This is a genomic window from Variovorax sp. FW305-3-2-15-B-LB1 (genome assembly GCF_058787635.1).
In genome coordinates this window covers 1-17,976 of record NZ_JBYSZY010000040.1, presented here as the reverse complement: position 1 = coordinate 17,976, position 17,976 = coordinate 1, and the positions used below count along the sequence as shown (strand labels likewise).

Genomic DNA, 17,976 nt, shown 5'->3' with positions numbered 1-17,976 from the left:
GGCCCCGGCGGGTTCGTTCAGCGCGGGTTGCCGCCGTTCTGCGGTGACCAGAGCGTCTTCAGGCGCCCGCGCTCTTCGTCGAAGCGCGCATTCACACGCTTCTTCTCTTCTTCCTGCTCCGTGATGAAGCGGTTCTGCACGGCCACGCTCTGCGTGTTGTCCTCGATGCGGCGGCGCACGGCGCCGGGCGCCTTGCTCGTGTCCTGCTTGTAGAACTCGAGCTCTTCGTCGATCTTCTTGCGGTCGTCGGCGAGCTCGACGAGGCGCTTCTTCGCGGCCTGGATCACCGCATCGATCTGCGACAGCGCCTCGACGCGCTCGCGGTCGTGCGTGGTGGCGTTGGGGTAGCGCACCAGCAGCGCGCGCTCGCGGCGGCGCTCGTCGATGAGCCGTGCGGCCTGGATGGCGGCTTCGCGCGCGCGGTCCTCGCGCTCCTGCTGCTCGCGCGCCGTGTAGGTCGGCTCCAGCTTGCGGCGCACCGTGCCGCTCGGGCTCAGTTCGCGCTGCTCGCGGTCGCTGCACTCGGCGATCGGCCGGTCGGCCGTGAGCGTGCGCCCGCGCGCGTCGACGCAGGTGTAGATGCCGACACCGGGCCCGTCCGTCTTGGCGGGCTGGGCCAGCACCGTTGCGCACGACGACAGGGCCGCCAGGCCCAGCCACAGCGACGCCACGGCGGCGGCAGAAGAGGGTTCGCGCGCGGGGCGTCGCATCGGCGCTGCGTCTCAGGCGCCGTAGCGCGTGCGGTAGGCCAGCACGCGCTCGCGGTGCGCGCCGAGGTCGGCGGCGGCGTTGCCCGAGAGGTAGCTCAGCAGGTCGTCCAGCGTGGCGATGGGCACCACCGCGAGGCCGAGCTGGTTGCGCACGTACTGCACGGCGCTGTGGTCCACGTCGACGCCGTTCTCGGTGGCTTTTTCCTGCCGGTCCAGGGCGATGGCCACGGCATGCGGCGTGGCGCCGGCAGCCTGGATCGCGGCGATCGATTCACGCACCGCGGTACCGGCCGACATCACGTCGTCGACGATGAGCACGCGGCCCTTGAGGGGCGCGCCCACCAGATTGCCGCCTTCGCCGTGCGCCTTGGCTTCCTTGCGGTTGTAGGCGAAGGGGTAGTTGCGCCCGCGCCGGGCCAGCTCGGCGGCCACGGTGGCGCCCAGCGGGATGCCCTTGTAGGCGGGGCCGAAGATCATGTCGAACTCGAGGCCGCTTTCGACCAGGCGGTCTGCATAGAATCCCGCGAGCCGCGCGATCTTGGCGCCGTCGTCGAAGAGGCCCGAATTGAAGAAATACGGGCTCATGCGACCGGCTTTGGTCTTGAATTCGCCGAAGCGAAGCACGCCGGCGTCGAGCGCGAACTGGACGAAGTCCTGTGCCACCGCGCTGCTTGTCTGACCGTCTACAGCCATTGGAAATTCCTTGTGTTCAAACTGACCAGTCTCAATCTCAATGGCCTGCGCTCGGCGGCCACCAAGGGCGTCGCCGACTGGGTGGCCGAACTCGCGCCGGATTGTATTTGCATGCAGGAGATCCGCGTCCAGGCCAGCGATGTCGAGGGCCGCTTCGAGCAGATGGCCGGCCTGCAGGGCCACTTCCACTTTGCCGAGAAAAAAGGCTACGCGGGCACCGCCATCTACACGAAGCATGCGCCCAGCGCCGTGGTGGTGGGCTGGGGTGATCCCGAATTCGACGCCGAAGGCCGCTACCTCGAGCTGCGCTTCGACACGCCGAAACGCAAGCTCTCGGTCATCAGCTGCTACTTCCCGAGCGGCAGCTCGGGCGAGGAGCGCCAGGCCGCCAAGTTCCGCTTCCTGAAGGGCTTCTTCCCGCACCTCTTGGCGCTGAAGAAGGAGCGCGAGTTCATCCTGTGCGGCGACATCAACATCGCGCACCAGGAAATCGACCTGAAGAACTGGCGCGGCAACCAGAAGAACAGCGGCTTCCTGCCCGAAGAACGCGCCTGGATGACGCGCCTGCTCGACGCCGGCACCGAAGGCGCGGGCCTGGTGGACGTGTACCGCCGCCTCAAGCCCGACACCACGGCCGAGGCCTACACCTGGTGGAGCAACCGCGGCCAGGCCTACGCGAACAACGTGGGATGGCGGCTGGACTACCACCTGGCCACGCCGGCCATGGGCGCGCTGGCGCGCACCGAGGCGATCTACAAGACGGTCAAGTTCAGCGACCACGCGCCGATCACGGTGGAGTACGACTTCACGCTGTAAGTCGCCCGCCCGTCGATGCCGATCCCGACTCCGTCTCCGTCCACGAACCCGTCCTCGCCGCCCACGGCCGCGGCGACGGCGGTGTACCTGCCGCGCGACGTGGTGAACGCGCCCGAAGTGAAGGCCGCGATCGCGCGCCGCAGCGCCGAGCGCGGCGACGACGCCGACATGGCGGCCTGGCTGCTGAACCACTTCTTCCGCTGGGCCATCGGCAGCTTCGGCAATGTGCTGCCGGTGCAGTCGCCCGCCGACTACCTGGCCGCGGCCGGGCCCGACAAGCCGCTGCCCGAGTGGCTGGCCAAGCAGCTGCAGCCGCGCGCCCCTGTCGCGGTGAACGCGGCGTCCGTGCAGGACAAGGAAAAGTCCAAGGGCCACAAGGGCAACACGGCCGAATCGCCCGCCGCCGAAGCCGCCCCGAAGACTTTCTACTACCTCGACCCCGACCACCTGCTGCTGGTCGACCGCGAACGCATGCTGGTCGAGTTCTTGCGCTCGCGGCGCGGCACGCGGCTCGAACAGAAACTGCAGCGCATCACCTGCTTCATGGCCATGGCCCTGTGGGAGCAGGAGCACCAGCGCATGCAGGCCAAGCGCAACAAGGGCTGGGTGCCCAGCAGCGGCCTGGCGCTGAAGGAAGTGCTGCGCACGCCCAACGGCGTGATCTTCGAGTTCATCGGCAGCCATGCGGCCTTGCGCGAGGAGATGGCCTACGAGTCGTTCCACATGCAGCACTGCCTGGGCCAGTTCGCCAACATCAAGAAGCTGAACGGCGGCTATGGCGAGCAGTACGCGAGCGCCGCGCAGAGCGGCCGGCTGCGCCTGTTCACGCTGCGCAGCGCGGGCAACCTGCCGCACGTGACCATCAGCCTCGAAGTGCATCCGGACGGGCTGCGCGTCGACCAGATCAAGGGCAAGCAGAACCGCCACCCGATCCGCAAGTACGCCGACGACGTGCTGCAGTTCCTGCGCACGCTGCCGCCGCGCGGCGAGCGCCACAGCGACTGCGAGGGCATGGGCCTGGTGTTCGAGCCCGAGGCCTCGGACGCCGCCCGGGGCGAATGGAAGTTCGTCACCGACGTACAGAGCCCCGACTTCCTGCTCAGCGTGATGAGCGGCAACTTCCACCTGATCGAGCACTTCGAGCAGCCGCCGCCGGCGCTGCAATGGCTGCTGCTGCGCATCGCGCCGCACGAGCTGGCGCGGCTGCGGCAGATGGACGTGGCGGTGGCCGCCGCCGCCCGGCTGACGCTGCCCCCGAACCGGTTGCCGCCGTCGCTGCAGGCGGCCCCTACGCCGGCGCCCGCCGCGATGCTGGAGATCGAAGGCATCTCGCTGAGCGCCGCCGTGTGCGCGCCGCCGCTGGGAGCGGCATTGCCATGACGCAGGCCATCGTCATCGTTGTGTTCCTGGGCCTGCTGTACCTCGGGGTGCGCATCGCGTGGTTCGTCGTGCGCACGGCATTCCGTATCGTCGTGCACGGCTCGGGCACGGCGATCGGCCACATGGAAAAGGCCAACGCCGACCTCGCGGTGCGCGCCGCGCAGGCCCGGGCCGACGCCGGCAAGGTGGTGCCCAACCGCCGCCGCTGGGCGCTGGCGCTCGGCGACATCCTGCTGCTGCGCAACGGCCTGCGCTGCGACAGCGACACGCTGGCGCTCGACGTGCCCGCCGAGCAGCGCCAGCGGCTGGCCAAGCAGGTGCTGCGCGAAATGAACATGGCCGCCGACCTGCCCGAGCGCGACATCGCCACGCAGATGCAGGCCGCGCTGGTCGGCTGGGTCGGCGGGCTCGGCCGCACCCACGCCAATTTCTACGAACAGCTCGCGGCCGAAGGCCAGGTGCGCGACGCGCTGGCCTTCGACTGCGCGCGCACCGCCTTCCTGGTGCGCTGCATCGCGCTGCTGGGCTGGGTGCCCGAGTCGCAGGCCTGGCTGGTGCTGTTCCTCAATGCGCAGCGCGCGCAGGACAGCTTCGAAAGCTGGGAAGACTTCGGCCACGCCTATGCGCGGGCGCGGCTGCACTGGCTGCGCATCAGCAGCCAGGACGGCCCCGCCTCGTCGCGCGCCACGCTGGAGGTGCAAGAGCACCTGCAGAACACCCAGGGCAACTGGCTCACGCTGCCCTGGAAGCGCTACCGCATCTTCGATCCCCAACCCGTCACCCTCGCCCCTGCCGCGTCGGCCTGACGCGCGAGCCCCGCCCATGACCACCCACACGCCCTCCGCCGCAGCGACCGTGATTCCCCCTGCGCCCGCGCGCTGGAAGCTCTGCGACATCGACACGCTGCTGCGCGCCGGCGATTACGCCGCACTCGACCAGCGGCTCGACGACGCGCTGGCCGCCAGCTTTCAAGACCGCGACGAGGAAGAGCGCTACTACGGCGCCTTGCCCGACGACCTGGCCGGCTGCACCGCCGACGGCGCCGAAGGGCTGGCCCGCCTGGCCGCATGGCAGGCCGCCCGCCCGCAATCGGCCCACGCCTGGCTCTGCGAAGCGCACTACTGGTACCACTGGGCCTACGAGTACCGCGGCTCGGGCTGGGCCAGCACGGTCACCGCGCTGGGCTGGGAATGCGCCCATGCCTGCGCCACGCGCTGCGCCGTGGCCGCCCTGCGCGCCCTCACGCTCGCGCCCACGATGTGGACCGCCTGCGCCCTGCTGCTGCAGAGCACCTCGGCCTTCAACGAGCCCGACTGGCTGACCGAGCTGGTCCGCAGCGGCCGCGGGCCCGACAAGCCGCTGCAGCACGACTTTTCGCTGGACGACGACGAGGCCACCCGCGACGAGTTGCTGGCGCAACTCGCGCGCTCCGGCCTGGCGCACGACGAGCGCATCGCCTGCCCCGAGGCCGTGCCCACCGCCCTGCCCTCGCCCGTGCAGGGCCGCAAGGTGATCAGCGGCACGTCCTACTGGATCCACGCCACGCTGCACGTGCACCCGCGGCTGTTCTTCTTCATGCGCCAGTGCGTCTGGTTCCAGCAGCCGCGCTGGGGCGGCAGCCACGAGCGCGTGCGCGCCTTCATCGCCTCGCCCGCCTGCGCCCACCTGAGCGAGGTCGAGAAAGACCGGCTGCGCCACGAGATCTGGCGCGACGACTACCAGGGCAACAGCGTCGACAAGGACGAAGACCCGGCCGAAGCGCAGCAGCGCATGGCCGCCACGCGCCAGCGCGCCCAGGAGGCCCTCTACCCCTACCACCGCTGGGAAACCCTGCGCTGGCTGGCCGTGAGCCACTACATGCTCGACCAGCACGCCGAGGCACTGGCCTGCCTGCGCGAGGCCGAGAGCCACCATCCCATCGACGACGACTACGCCATGAACATGGCGGTGCACGTCGCCCTGGAGCAGGACCCCGGCGGCCAGTGGCTGGGCCAGGCCATCTGCAACAGCGCCAACGCCTACGAATGCAACACCGCGCTGATCCTGCACGGCTACTGCAGCCTGAAGGGCGCCTTCGGCTTCGTGCCCAACGCGGCGACCGGCAACGCCTGGCTGGCGGCCGCGCGCGAACGCAACGCCGGCACCGAGAACTGGGACGACCTGGCCCGCGCGCTGTGGCGCGTGCCGCGCAACCAGGAAGCCTTCGAGATCCTGGAAATGGGGCTGGCCGCCGGCGACAAATCGTGCCTGCTCACGCTCGGCATCTTCCACGCGGGCGGCGAGCACGGCACCAAGGACCGGCAGCAGGCGATGCACTGCTACGGCCAGGCGGCACAGGCCGGCAACAGCGTCGCAGCCTACAAGCTGGGCTACCTCTGCCACGACATGGCCTGGGAAGACGCCACGCCCGCGGCGCAACGCCCCGCGCTGCAGGCGCAGGCGGTCGAGGCCATGCTGAAGGCCCGCGAGCTGGGCCACGACGACGCCACCGAAGGCGCGTTGATGTTCATCAGCGACCTGTCCGACATCCCCGTGCGCCACCGCCACCTGGACTTCGTGCGCGAGCACGCCACCAATGGCGACGCCATCGCCATGGCCACGCTGTCGACCCTGCTGGCCGACGCCAACGACAAGGTGCTCTACAACTACCGCGAGAGCGTGCGCTGGATCATGGGCGCGCAGGCCGTGGCGCCCGAGGACGAGTTCGTGGTGAACGTCACCAAGAACACCCACCAGGACGGCTTCCTGTCGTCCACGCTCTACAAGCTCACGCGCCGGCAGATCAAGGCGCACGAGATCCCGGGCGGCGACAACGCGATGGTGTAACGGCTAGCGGGACAACACCGGCAAGGCCTTGGCCAGCGTCTCGCTGAAGGCGCGCATCGCCTCGGTCTCGTGCGTGCCGCGCTTGGTCAGGCGAAAGAAGTCCATGCCCACGCGCGGCTTCAGCAGCACGTCGGTCTTCACGCGGTGACGGCGGCAGGCCGCCAGCGCGAAGGTGGGCATCACGGCGGTGCCGAAGCCGGCCTCGACCATCGAGATCAGCGTGCCGAAGAAGTTGAAGGCGGGCCGCTGCGCGTCGGCCAGGCCGATCTCGCCGAGCTGGCGTTCGATCACCTTCTGGATCGGGTTGCCGGGCGGCAGGCCGATCAGCGTGGCGCCGCGCAGCGCGGACCAGGGTGCGGTGCCGACCGGTTCGCCGTCGGCCGTGGCCTGCGTGACGCGCATCAGCTCGAAGCGCCCCACGGGCGTGCGGTCGAGCCCCGCCGCGGCCTTGAAGAAGAAGCCCAGGCCGAGGTCGGCCTCGCCCGCGGCCACCATCGCTTCCACGTCGCGCAGGTCGGCGTCGAAGAGGCGCAGCACGACCTGCGGATGCGCCTGGCGAAAACTCGCGAACACCCAGGGCAGCAGGTGCGAGGACACCAGCGGCGTGGCCGCGATGCGCAGCGTCTGGCGCGCCGCGTCGCCCTCGGCGCCGAGTTCGGCGGCCACGTCATCGAGGTCGGTGACGAGCCGCTCCACCACCGGCAACAGCCGGCGCCCGGCCGGCGTGAGGCTCACCATGCGCGTGGTGCGGTCGAACAGGCGGCAACCGAGCTGCTTCTCCATCTCGCGGATCAGGATGCTCAGGCCGGCCTGGGTGATGTGCGCCTGCTCCGCCGCGCGGGTGAAGTTGCCGATGCGCGCCACCTGCAGAAAGGCGCGCATCTGGCGCGTGGTCAGGTTCATAAGGATCCATGATAAATCCATATCACATCTAAATTTCCCATATGCATCGTTTGCGGTCCCAATACGGACCCCATGAGCACCGCACCTAACGAAGTCATCATCCTCGGCGCCGGCATCGGCGGCCTGACCCTCGCCCTGAGCCTGCACCAGGCCGGCATCGCCTGCCGTGTGTACGAGGCCGTGCCCGAGCTGCGCCCGCTCGGCGTGGGCATCAACCTGCTGCCGCATGCGGTGCGCGAGCTGTCCGAGCTGGGCCTGCTCGACGCGCTCGACGCCGTGGGCGTGCGCACGCAGGAGGCGGTCTTCTTCACCGAGCACGGCCAGCTCGTGTTTCGCGAGCCCGCCGGCCAGCATGCGGGCTACGACTGGCCGCAGTACTCGATCCACCGCGGCGACCTGCAGACCGTGCTGCTGAACGAAACGCGTAAGCGCCTGGGCCCCGACAGCGTGCAGTGCGGCCACCGCTGCACCGGCGTCGAACAGGACGCCGACGGCGTGACGGTGCACTTTGCCGACGGCCGCGCGCCGGTGCGCGGCGCGGTCGCGGTGGGCTGCGATGGCATCCACTCGGCGCTGCGCAAGCAGCTGTATCCGAACGAGGGCGCGCCGCGCTATTCGGGCATCAACATGTGGCGCGGCACCGCGGCCTGGAAGCCCTTTCTCTCGGGCGGCAGCATGGTGCGCGCGGGCTGGCTCACCGTCGGCAAGATGGTGATCTACCCGATCCGCAACGACATCGACGACCAGGGCCGCCAGCTCGTGAACTGGGTCGCCGAGATCCACGCGCCCCAGCCCGCGATGCGCGACTGGAGCCGCGCCGGCCGCCTCGAGGACTTCCTGCCCGCCTTCGCCGACTGGCACTTCGACTGGCTCGACGTGCCCGCGCTGATCCTGGCCTCAGACACCATCCTGGAGTACCCGATGGTCGACCAGGACCCGCTGCCGCGCTGGAGCCACGGACGCCTCACGCTGCTGGGCGATGCCGCGCACCCGATGGTGCCGCGCGGCTCCAACGGCGCGGGCCAGGCGATCATCGACGCGCGTTTTCTCGCAGGCGCGATGAAGCGCGAAGGCGTGGGCATCGCAGCGCTCGACACCTACGACCGCGTGCGCGTGAAGGCCACCACCGACGTGGTGCTGACCAACCGCAGCAACCCGCCCGACACCATCCTGCGTGAGGTGTTCGAGCGCTCGGGCGGCCAGCGCGTCGAGAACCTCGACGCGATCGTCACGCAGCAGGAACTGCAGGCGATCTCCGACCACTACAAGCGCGTGGCCGGCTACGACCCGGCGGCGCTGAAGGCGCGCGCGTCGTACCTCTGAGCGCCGGCACATTCACAGATCAAGACGGAGACAAGACACGATGAAATTTCTGACCAGGACCTTCGCCACCCTGATGGTTGCGGCCAGCGCCGCCGCCGCCCATGCCTGGCCCGACCAGCCGGTGACGCTGGTGGTGCCCTACACGCCCGGCACCGGCATCGACCTGATCGCACGCCAGCTCTCGGCCCGCCTGCCCGCCGTGCTCGGCCAGCCGGTGATCGTGGAGAACGTCGCCGGCGCCAGCGGCAACATCGGCAGCGAGAAGGTGGCGCGCGCCAAGCCCGACGGCTACACGCTGCTGGTGCAGGTCAACACGCTGGTGATGAACAAGGGCCTGTACAAGTCGCTCGCCTACGACCCGGTGGCCGACTTCACGCCGGTGTCGCAAACCTCGTGGGGCACGCTGCTGCTGGTGACCAACCCGGCCACCCAGAAGGCGGGCTCGCTCGCGCAACTGGTGGCCACCGCCAAGGCCAACCCCGGCAAGCTGACCTACGCCACGCCCGGCGTCGGCACGCCGCACCACCTGTCGATGGCGCTCCTGATGCAGGGCACCGGCACCGACCTGCTGCACGTGCCCTACAAGGGCACGGCCGGCGCCGTCACCGACCTGCTCGGCGGGCGCATCGACGCGATGTTCCTGCCGGTGCACGTGGCGCTGCAGCACATCCAGGCCGGCAAGCTCAAGGCGCTCGCCACCGGCAGCGGCCACCGCCTGCCGCAGTTGCCCGATGTGCCCACCCTGGCCGAGGCCGGCGTGACCGCCGACAACGTCGACATGTGGTACGGCGTGCTCGCGCCCAAGGGCACGCCGGCCAACGTGGTGGCGCGGCTCAACACTGAGATCGCCGCGGTGCTGAAGTCGCCCGAGGTGGCGAAGTCCTTCGAGTCGCAAGGCATGGTGCCCGCCAGCTCGACGCCGGCGGCGTTCGGCGCGCTGATCCAGAAGGACGCGCAGCGCTGGGCGGCGGTGGTGAAGAAGGGGAACATCACCGCCGACTGAGCGGAGCCGGGGCGAGCAGCCGGCTACTTGCGCGCAGCCGCCCGGTACAGGTTCTCGACCTTCGGCACGTTCGCCTCGAGCTTGGCGATGCGGTCCGGCCCGCTCGGGTGGGTCGACAAGAAGCTCAGGCCGCCCTGGTTCTTGGAGGCGGTGGCCATCTTCTTCCACAGCGACACCGAGGCCTGCGGGTCGTAGCCCGCGCGCGCGGCGAGCTCCAGGCCCACGAGGTCGGCGTCGGTCTCGTCGCTGCGGCTGAACTTCAGGGTGATGAGCTGCGTGCCGGCGCGCGCCGCGAGGTCGCCGACCTGGCCGAGCCCCAGCAGCTGCGCGCCGATGGACAGCGCCGCGCCGGTACCGACGCTCTTGGCCATGCGGGCGCGGGCGTGTTCGCGCAGCGCGTGCGCCATTTCATGGCCCATGACCATCGCGACCTCGTCGTCGCTCAGCTTGAGTTGCTCGAGGATGCCGGTGAAGAAGGCGATCTTGCCGCCGGGCATGCAGAAGGCGTTGATCTGCTTGCTGCCGATCAGGTTCACCTCCCACTTCCATTCGCGGGCGCGGGTGTTCCACGGCAGGGCGAAGGGAATGAGCCGCTGCGCGATGGTGCGCAGGCGCTGCAGCTGCGGGTTGCCGTCGCCGGCCAGTGCGCCCTTGGCGCGCGCCTGTTCGAGCAGCTGGCCGTACTGCTGCACGCCGGCCGCCTCGATCTGGTCGGCGGGCACGAGGTTGCGCGCCACCGAGGCATTGCCGACATTGACCTGCGCCAGCGCCGGTGCGCTCAGCGCCGCACCGGCGGCGGCCAGCAGGAAGGCCCGGCGCGGGTTCCAGGCCGAGGCTTCGGAGAGGGCGGAAAGGGGGCGTTCGCATCGTGTGCACATAGGTGCCCGGATGATAGGAACAAATGGAGACGAGCGGGCGCGCCGATGTCCTCCATAGCTCATGGACAATCCCCCACTCATGTCCGCACCGCCCGCCGAACCCACCCAAGCCCCCGCGAGCGCCGCGCTGCCCTGGCGCGACGCGCTCAAGGTCTACCTCGAACCCGCCACCCTGCGCATGCTCGCGCTGGGCTTCTCGGCCGGCCTGCCGCTGTTGCTGGTGCTGGGCACGCTGAGTTTCCGGCTGCGCGAGGCGGGCATCGACCGCACCACCATCGGCTACCTGAGCTGGGTCGGGCTGGCCTATGGCTTCAAGTGGGTCTGGGCGCCGCTGGTCGACCGGCTGCCGCTGCCGCCGCTGACCACGCTGCTCGGGCGTCGGCGCGGCTGGCTGCTGCTGGCGCAGGGCATGGTGATCGTCGGGTTGGTCGGCATGGCGATGAACGACCCGCGCCTGGGGCTGCAGCCGCTGATCTGGTGCGCGCTGCTGGTGGCCTTCGGCTCGGCCACGCAGGACATCGCGCTGGACGCCTTCCGCATCGAATCGGCCGAGACGCGCAAGCAGGCCGCGCTGGCCGCCGCTTATCAAACGGGCTACCGGCTGGCGATGATCTGGGCCGGCGCCGGCGTGCTGTGGGTCGCGGCCTGGGCCGAGGTGGCGCCCGCCGTGGCGGTCACCGGCGCAGCGGCCTACCAGAACGGCGCCTGGAAGACGGCCTACCTCGTCATGGCGGCCTCGATGGCGGTCGGCGTGCTCACGGTGCTGCTGTCGCCCGAACCGGTGCGGCGCGCGCTGCCGAAGGCGAAGAACGCGGGCGAATGGCTGCGAAGCGTGCTGATCGAGCCTTTTGCCGACTTCATCCGCCGCTACAAGTGGCAGGCGGCGCTGATCCTGGCGCTGATCGCCATCTACCGCATCAGCGACGTGGTGATGGGCATCATGGCCAACCCCTTCTATGTGGACATGGGCTTCACCAAGGACCAGGTGGCCACGGTCAGCAAGATCTACGGCGTGATCATGACGCTGGTGGGCGCCTTCGTGGGCGGCGTGCTGTCGATGCGCCTGGGCGTGATGCGGGTGCTGATGCTGGGCGCGGTGCTGAGCGCCGCGAGCAACCTGCTGTTCGCCTGGCTGGCCACGCGCGGGCACGACCTGACGGCACTGATCGCGGTGGTCTCGGCCGACAACCTGGCCGGCGGCATCGCCTCGGCGGCCTTCATCGCCTACCTGTCGAGCCTGACCAACATCAGCTACTCGGCCACGCAGTACGCGCTGTTCAGCTCGCTGATGCTGCTGCTGCCGAAGTTCATCGCCGGTTATTCGGGCGCGTTTGTCGACGCCTACGGCTACAGCACCTTCTTCACCGCCACCGCGCTGCTGGGCGTGCCGGTGCTGCTGCTGGTGGCGCTGGCCTCGCGCATGGCGGCCCGCACAGGCGACGGCGAGCGTCAATAGGGCCTGCGCCGGAGCTGTCATCTATAGGAAACAGCCGACGCAACCTGATACGCAACGCTGGTAGGCTGCGACATTCATTGCGTGAAAATTGCGCTTTCCCGCTTTTTCTTCTGTCGCCGACGCCCTTTCGCCTGTCGCCTGCCCCCACATCCATCGTGCCGTCCCGAATTTCTCCCCTTCAAATCAGTGCCTACACGGCCACCTCGGCCGTCGGCGTCGGCAAGGAAGCGCACGCCGACGCACTCGCGCACTCGCGCAGCGGCCTGCGCGCCAACGATTTCGGCGAAGCGCCGCTGCCGACCTGGATCGGCCGCGTCGACGGCCTGGAAGACGTCCGCCTGCCCGAATCGGCCGCGTTCTGGGACTGCCGCAACAATCGGCTGGCCTGGCTGGGCCTGCAGGCCGACGGCTTCCTCGAGGCGGTCGCGGCCGCGCGCCAGAAGTACGGCGCGGCGCGCATCGCGCTGGTGCTCGGCACCTCCACGGCCAGCATCGGCGAGACCGAGCTGGCCTACACGCAGCTCGACGCCGACGGCAACTTTCCGCCGGACCAGCGCCGCGCGGCCGTCCACACGCCGCATTCGCTGGCCATGTTCGTGCAGCAGGTGCTGGGCATCGACGGCCCGAGCGAGACGATTTCGACCGCCTGCTCGTCCAGCGCCAAGGTGTTCGCCTCGGCCGAGCGGCTGATCCGCCTGGGCCTGGCCGACGCGGCCGTGGTCGGCGGCGCCGACACGCTGTGCGGCAGCGTGCTGTTCGGTTTCAACTCGCTGGAGCTGGTCTCCACCGAGCCCTGCCGCCCCTTCGACGCCGACCGCAAGGGCATCAGCCTGGGCGAGGCGGCCGGCTTCGCGCTGGTCGAGCGCGTGCAGGCCGGCGAGAGCGCCACGCAGCTGCTGGGCTACGGCGAGGCGAGCGACGCACACCACATGTCGACGCCACACCCCGAGGGCCTGGGCGCCGAGCGCGCACTCGACGACGCGCTGGCGCGCGCGGGCCTGGCCGCCGACGCCATCGACTACATCAACATGCACGGCACGGCGAGCCAGAAGAACGACGAGGTCGAGGGCGCGCTGGTGGCACGCCGCTTCCCGGCGCGCACGCACGCCAGCTCGACCAAGGGCTTCATGGGCCACACGCTGGGCGCCGCGGGCATCGTCGAGGCCGTGGTCTGCCTGCTGGCGATCGAGCGCGGCCTGATGCCGGGCACGGTCAACACGCGCACGCTGGACGAAGGCTTCGGCCCGCAGATCAAGCTCGAACCCGCCACGGGCGAGGTGCGCTACGCGCTCTCCAATTCCTTCGGTTTCGGCGGCAACAACTGCGCGCTGGTCTTCGGCAAGGCGGTCAACGCATGAACACGCCTCCGACGCTCTACATCGAAGGCCCCGCCTTCTGGACCCCCACGCTGCCCGGTTGGGAGGCCGCGCGCGCGGCCTTCCGCGGCGAAGGCGCGCTGAGCGATCCGCCCGCCAAGCGGCCCTCGCCGCAGGTGCTGGCCCCGGCCGAGCGCCGCCGCGCGCCCGACACCGTGGCGCTGGCGCTCGAAGTGGCCGCCGCGGCCATCGCGGGCGCCGACCGCCCCGCGGCCGACGTGCCCTGCGTGTTCACGTCGGCGCACGGCGACCTGTCGATCAACGACTACATGTGCAGCACGCTCGCGGGCGACCCGAAGATGCTGTCGCCCACCAAGTTCCACAACTCGGTGCACAACGCGGCCGTGGGCTACTGGACCATCGGCACCGGCTGCATGGCGGCCAGCAACGCCGTCTCGGCCTACGGCCACAGCTTTGCCGCCGGCCTGCTCGAAGCGGCCGTGCAGTGCGCGGCCGACCAGACGCCGGTGCTGCTGGTGGGCTACGACGCTCCCACGGTCGGCGCGCTGGCCTCGGTGACCGACAGCCGCGGCCTGCTGGCCGTGGCGCTGGTGATCGCGCCCGAGCGCACGGCCCGCACGGTGGCCAGCCTCGACTGGTCGCTGGTCGGCGACGGTGCGGCGACCGCGCCGCGCTCGGCCGCCGCCGCCACGCTGAAGGACATCAACCCGATGGCCGACGCCCTGCCCCTGTTCGAGGCGCTGGCCCAGGCCCCGGGCAGCGCCAACGCGCCCATCGACCTGCCGCTGTCGGCCGCGCTGGCCCTGCGGCTGCGCCTGCAGGCCGCGGGCTGACCGGCCTGCGCCCGGGGGCGGCGGTGCGTGTTGACACACGCAACCGCGCCCCGGTACGTCATCATTGCCGCATGGCGCCCACGCAACCTGGGCGAGGCGCTATGTTTTTCGCAGCGATCCAGGTTGACAGGGCGATGCTGCGTTTACCCAACTTTACGGAGCGTTCAAGCCCGCTTGCTCCCGGTGAACGACCATGAAGCGCATGAGCACCCCCCAACTCCTGATGATCGAAGACGACGCCCGCCTGGCGCAGATGGTGGGCGAGTACCTGACGCAGTCGGGTTTCGCCTTCAACCACGCCGGCGACGGCGCCACCGGCCTGGAGCAGCTGCAGCAGCACGCGCCCGACCTGGTGATCCTCGACCTGATGCTGCCCGACACCGACGGGCTCGAGGTCTGCCGCCGCATCCGCGCCCTGCCCGGCCCGCTGGCCAAGGTGTCGGTGCTGATGCTCACGGCCAAGGGTGACCCCATGGACCGCATCATCGGCCTGGAGATCGGCGCCGACGACTACCTGCCCAAGCCCTTCGAGCCGCGCGAGCTGCTGGCGCGCATCCGCGCCGTGCTGCGCCGGCGCAGCGAGAACGCCACCGAGGCCGAAGCCTCCACGGTGATGCGCTTCGGCACGCTGGAGATCGACCGCAACGCGCGCACCGTGTCGGTGGCCGGCGCGCTGGCCGACCTCACCTCCTACCAGTTCGACCTGCTGGTGGCGATGGCCGAGCGCGCGGGCCGCGTGCTCACGCGCGACCAGATCATGGAAGCCGTGCGCGGCCGCGAGCTCGAGGCCTTCGACCGCTCGATCGACGTGCACATGGGCCGCATCCGCGCCGCCATCGAGGTCGACGCGAAGAACCCCAAGCGCATCCTCACCGTGCGCGGCGTGGGCTACGTGTTCGCCAAGCAACAGGACTGACCTGACAGGACCGCCCCGCGATGCTGCGCAGCCTCTACCGCCGCCACCTCTACGTCCGCATCTGGCTCGCGGTGGTCGGCGGCGTGGTCATCCTCACGCTGATGGCCAACTGGATCGTGCGCGTGGCCGCCGAAGCCGAGCGCGAACGCCTGGCGCCGGTGCCGCGCGAGGTGGTCGTGCTCGACAGCCAGGACCGCACCATCGGCACCGGCAAGGCCATGCGCGTGCCCGGCCAGGGCCTGGAGTTCGATGTGCAGCTGAGCGACGGCCGCGACATGACGCTGCGCGTGGCGCCGCGCGAGCGCCCTACCGGCACCGGCGGCTTCGCGCCCTGGCGCACCCCGTTCGGGCTGGGCTGGATGATTGCGCTGGTGGGCGTGGCGGTGGCGCTGGGCGTCTACCCGATCGTGCGGCGCATCACCCAGCGGCTCGAGACCCTGCAGCGCGGCGTGCAGCGCTGGGGCGAGGGCGACCTCTCGGCGCGCGTGATCGAGGAAGGACAAGACGAAGTGGCCGATCTCTCCAAGCGATTCAATGCCTCCGCCGAACGCATCGAGCAGCTCGTGCGTTCCCACAAGTCGCTGCTGGCGAACGCCTCGCACGAGCTGCGCTCGCCGCTCACCCGCATCCGCATGGGCCTGGAGCTCATGGGCGACCAGCCCAGCCCGGCGGCGCGCGAGGAGATCTCGCGCAACATCGGCGAGCTCGACCAGCTCATCGACGAGATCCTCTTGGCCAGCCGGCTCGACGCCAGCGAGGCCGACATGGGCACCATCGAAGCCGTCGACCTGACCGGCCTGGCCGCCGAAGAGTGCGCGCAGGTGAACGCCGAACTCGACCTGGCCGAAGGCACCGACAACGCCACGCTCACCGTGCCGGGCGTGTCGCGCCTGCTGCGCCGCGCGATCCGCAACCTGCTCGAGAACGCCCGCCGCTACGGCGCCGGCGAGATCAGCGTCGAACTCGGCAGCGCCGGCGGCTACGCCACGGTGCGGGTCAACGACCGCGGGCCGGGCGTGCCGGCGACGCTGCGCGAACGCATCTTCGAGCCCTTCTACCGCCTGCCCGGCGCCAGCGAGCGCAACGGCGGCGTCGGCCTGGGGCTGGCGCTGGTGAAGTCGATCGCCGAGCGCCACGGCGGATCGGTGCGCTGCGAAGACCGGCCGGGTGGCGGCGCGAGCTTCGTGATCTGCCTGCCAGCCCAAGGCCCTGCCGCCGCAGCGCACTGAGCGCCTTCGGGTGCGCAGGGACAAGTCAGGTTCGGCCGAGGGGCCGCACCTAAAATCCCGGCCCTATGCAGAGATCGCACATCGTTCGGCCCGCGGCCATGTTCTGGGGGCTGGTGGTGTTCATGCCGGTCGGCGTCACCTACCTGTCGGCCATCGTGCTGCTGCTTGCCCTGCTGGTGGGCGGCGGCTTGCGCGAGCGCTGTGCGCGGCTGCGCGCCAACCCGCTGTGGTGGCCGGTGGTCGCCTACGTGGCGTGGACCTTCATCGTGCTGGCCGTGCGGCCGCACTACCCCGAGACCCCCTCCAACCTGTTCCACGGACTGCGCATCGCCTTCACCTTCCTGATGGCGATGGCGCTCACGCGCGAGGAGGCGCTGTGGGCGCTGCGCGGCTTCCTCTTGATCGCGGCGCTCAACATCGTGCTCATCGTGCTGCACTACAGCCTGGGCTTTCCGGTGCCGGGCGCGCTGCGCGGCGTGGTGATGGAAGTGGGCAACAAGTCGATCAGCAACGCGCTGCTGTTCAGCATCGTCGCGGCCAGCGCCGCGGTCTACGGACTGTCGCAGATCACGGGGCACCGGCCCCTGCGCGCACTGGCGGCCTTCGCGCTCGTGCTCGGGCTGGGCGCCGTCGTCGCGCTGCCGCTCACGTCGCGCACCTCGGTGCTCGCGCTGCTGCTGGTGATTCCGGTGGTCTGCCTGCACCAGTGGAAGAACCACCTGAAGGCGCTGTCGGCGGCGCTGATCCTGGGCGCGGTGGTGATCGGCGCGAGCCTGTACCAGCTGCCGCAGCTGCAGCAGAAGGTCGAGACCGGCATCGAGGAGCTCGAGAAGGCGCAGACCGGCGCCGTGTTCCACGGCAGCTGGATCATCCGCTACTACATGTACCGCGACACCGGCGCCATGATCGCCGACCAACCCGTCGCGGGCTGGGGCATCGGCGGCTGGACCGACCAGTGGCACAAGCGCGGCCCGGCGCTGTTCGCCGACTCCAACATGCCGCACAACGACTTCCTCTGGGTGGGCGCGCAAAGCGGCATCCCCGGCATCCTGAGCCTGCTGGCGATCATGCTCGTCGCCGTCTGGCAGGCCTGGCGCCGGCCCGACATCGCCGGCCGCTACGCGCTGGCCGCGACGCTCATCGCGCTCATCGCGTCGAGCGTGAATTCGGCGATGCGCGATGCGCAGATCGGGCTGGCCGTGCTGTGGATCGCGATGGTCTACCTGCGGCTGGCGCAGGAATCGCAGGACCCCGATCCGTGGCGTGGCCTGTGGCCGAGGGCCCAGCGAAGCTGAAACGAAAAAACCGGCCGCGAGGGCCGGTTTCTTTTTTCCGCCTGGCCGCTCAGTGGCGGCTGAACACGGTCTCGCCCGCCTTCAGGCGGTACACCGTGCCGCAGTACGGGCACTTGGCTTCGCCGGTGCGCGCCACGTCGAGGTAGACCTTCGGGTGGCTGTTCCAGAGCTTCATGTCGGCCTTGGGGCTGGGGCAGAACACGCCGCCCTGGTGGTTGAGCTCCTTCGCGAGGAGTTCGACGACTGCATTGGTGGACATGTTGTTCCTCAGACCTTCGTGAGCCAGTGGGCGTACTTGGGGTTCTTGCCGTTCACGATGTCGAAGAAGGCCGACTGGATCTTCTCGGTGACCGGGCCGCGCGCGCCGCCGTCGCCACG

The 17,976-nt window shown here is 70.2% G+C and carries 17 protein-coding genes and 1 pseudogene; 12 read left to right on the top strand and 6 right to left on the bottom strand.

Annotated elements, in window-relative coordinates; translation table 11 throughout:
- Positions 1 to 17 precede the first annotated feature (17 nt).
- Entirely contained in the window at positions 18 to 710 is a 693-nt protein-coding gene (locus tag AC3WQR_RS22115; protein WP_492743701.1) for a DUF4124 domain-containing protein, read from the bottom strand.
- Between the two features lie 12 nt (positions 711 to 722).
- On the bottom strand, positions 723 to 1,403 hold the full coding sequence (gene pyrE, locus AC3WQR_RS22110; protein WP_056583914.1) for an orotate phosphoribosyltransferase: 681 nt from the start codon (positions 1,401 to 1,403) through the stop codon (positions 723 to 725).
- A 12-nt stretch (positions 1,404 to 1,415) separates the two neighbouring features.
- Here pyrE and AC3WQR_RS22105 point away from each other — a divergent pair, with 12 nt between their 5' ends.
- Genes AC3WQR_RS22105 through AC3WQR_RS22090 form a run of 4 tightly spaced genes read left to right on the top strand, consistent with a single transcriptional unit; the run spans position 1,416 to position 6,425 of the window.
- Entirely contained in the window at positions 1,416 to 2,219 is an 804-nt protein-coding gene (locus tag AC3WQR_RS22105) for an exodeoxyribonuclease III (RefSeq protein ID WP_492743699.1), read from the top strand.
- Between the two features lie 15 nt (positions 2,220 to 2,234).
- A complete protein-coding gene (locus AC3WQR_RS22100; protein ID WP_492743697.1) occupies positions 2,235 to 3,599 on the top strand; it encodes a hypothetical protein in 1,365 nt (454 codons plus the stop codon).
- Positions 3,596 to 4,405 (top strand): DUF1266 domain-containing protein, encoded by an 810-nt coding sequence (locus AC3WQR_RS22095; protein ID WP_492743695.1) that lies wholly within the window; start codon positions 3,596 to 3,598, stop codon positions 4,403 to 4,405. The genes AC3WQR_RS22100 and AC3WQR_RS22095 overlap by 4 nt, the downstream gene beginning before the upstream one ends.
- A gap of 16 nt (positions 4,406 to 4,421) precedes the next feature.
- On the top strand, positions 4,422 to 6,425 hold the full coding sequence (locus AC3WQR_RS22090; RefSeq protein WP_492686609.1) for a DUF4034 domain-containing protein: 2,004 nt from the start codon (positions 4,422 to 4,424) through the stop codon (positions 6,423 to 6,425).
- 3 nt (positions 6,426 to 6,428) lie between these two features.
- On the opposite strand, the gene AC3WQR_RS22085 is transcribed toward AC3WQR_RS22090, so the two are convergent.
- Positions 6,429 to 7,328 carry a LysR family transcriptional regulator gene (locus AC3WQR_RS22085; RefSeq protein WP_492743693.1) on the bottom strand — a complete coding sequence of 300 codons (900 nt, stop codon included), beginning with the start codon at positions 7,326 to 7,328 and terminating at the stop codon, positions 6,429 to 6,431.
- Between the two features lie 72 nt (positions 7,329 to 7,400).
- On the opposite strand from AC3WQR_RS22085, the gene AC3WQR_RS22080 reads away from it, so the two are divergent.
- Both AC3WQR_RS22080 and AC3WQR_RS22075 read left to right on the top strand, forming a co-directional pair.
- The gene (locus AC3WQR_RS22080) at positions 7,401 to 8,651 is read left to right on the top strand and encodes a flavin-dependent oxidoreductase (RefSeq protein ID WP_492743691.1); all 1,251 of its coding nucleotides are present in this window, start codon (positions 7,401 to 7,403) and stop codon (positions 8,649 to 8,651) included.
- A gap of 40 nt (positions 8,652 to 8,691) precedes the next feature.
- A complete protein-coding gene (locus AC3WQR_RS22075) occupies positions 8,692 to 9,654 on the top strand; it encodes a tripartite tricarboxylate transporter substrate binding protein (RefSeq protein WP_492743689.1) in 963 nt (320 codons plus the stop codon).
- A 23-nt stretch (positions 9,655 to 9,677) separates the two neighbouring features.
- Here the strand turns inward: AC3WQR_RS22075 and AC3WQR_RS22070 are convergent, their stop codons facing one another.
- Entirely contained in the window at positions 9,678 to 10,532 is an 855-nt protein-coding gene (locus AC3WQR_RS22070; protein ID WP_070063492.1) for a M48 family metallopeptidase, read from the bottom strand.
- A 61-nt stretch (positions 10,533 to 10,593) separates the two neighbouring features.
- Between AC3WQR_RS22070 and AC3WQR_RS22065 the strand changes: the two genes are divergently transcribed.
- The 6 genes from AC3WQR_RS22065 (at position 10,594) to AC3WQR_RS22040 (ending at position 17,598) form a co-directional block, all read left to right on the top strand.
- Positions 10,594 to 11,988: an AmpG family muropeptide MFS transporter gene (locus AC3WQR_RS22065; RefSeq protein WP_492743686.1), complete on the top strand. Its 1,395-nt coding sequence runs from the start codon at positions 10,594 to 10,596 to the stop codon at positions 11,986 to 11,988.
- Between the two features lie 155 nt (positions 11,989 to 12,143).
- Positions 12,144 to 13,346: a beta-ketoacyl-[acyl-carrier-protein] synthase family protein gene (locus AC3WQR_RS22060; RefSeq protein ID WP_492743683.1), complete on the top strand. Its 1,203-nt coding sequence runs from the start codon at positions 12,144 to 12,146 to the stop codon at positions 13,344 to 13,346.
- A complete protein-coding gene (locus AC3WQR_RS22055) occupies positions 13,343 to 14,158 on the top strand; it encodes a beta-ketoacyl synthase chain length factor (RefSeq protein ID WP_492743680.1) in 816 nt (271 codons plus the stop codon). The genes AC3WQR_RS22060 and AC3WQR_RS22055 overlap by 4 nt, the downstream gene beginning before the upstream one ends.
- Positions 14,159 to 14,351: 193 nt before the next feature.
- Positions 14,352 to 15,074 (top strand): response regulator, encoded by a 723-nt coding sequence (locus tag AC3WQR_RS22050; RefSeq protein ID WP_062476797.1) that lies wholly within the window; start codon positions 14,352 to 14,354, stop codon positions 15,072 to 15,074.
- Positions 15,075 to 15,094: 20 nt separating this feature from the next.
- Positions 15,095 to 16,303 carry an ATP-binding protein gene (locus tag AC3WQR_RS22045; RefSeq protein WP_492743678.1) on the top strand — a complete coding sequence of 403 codons (1,209 nt, stop codon included), beginning with the start codon at positions 15,095 to 15,097 and terminating at the stop codon, positions 16,301 to 16,303.
- Positions 16,304 to 16,368: 65 nt separating this feature from the next.
- Positions 16,369 to 17,598, top strand: a complete 1,230-nt coding sequence (locus tag AC3WQR_RS22040; RefSeq protein ID WP_492743676.1) for an O-antigen ligase family protein — start codon at positions 16,369 to 16,371, stop codon at positions 17,596 to 17,598.
- A 49-nt stretch (positions 17,599 to 17,647) separates the two neighbouring features.
- On the opposite strand, the gene AC3WQR_RS22035 is transcribed toward AC3WQR_RS22040, so the two are convergent.
- Both AC3WQR_RS22035 and AC3WQR_RS22030 read right to left on the bottom strand, forming a co-directional pair.
- A complete protein-coding gene (locus AC3WQR_RS22035) occupies positions 17,648 to 17,857 on the bottom strand; it encodes a zinc-finger domain-containing protein (RefSeq protein ID WP_492743674.1) in 210 nt (69 codons plus the stop codon).
- An 8-nt stretch (positions 17,858 to 17,865) separates the two neighbouring features.
- A pseudogene (locus AC3WQR_RS22030) lies at positions 17,866 to 17,976 on the bottom strand (branched chain amino acid aminotransferase); the annotation flags it as partial.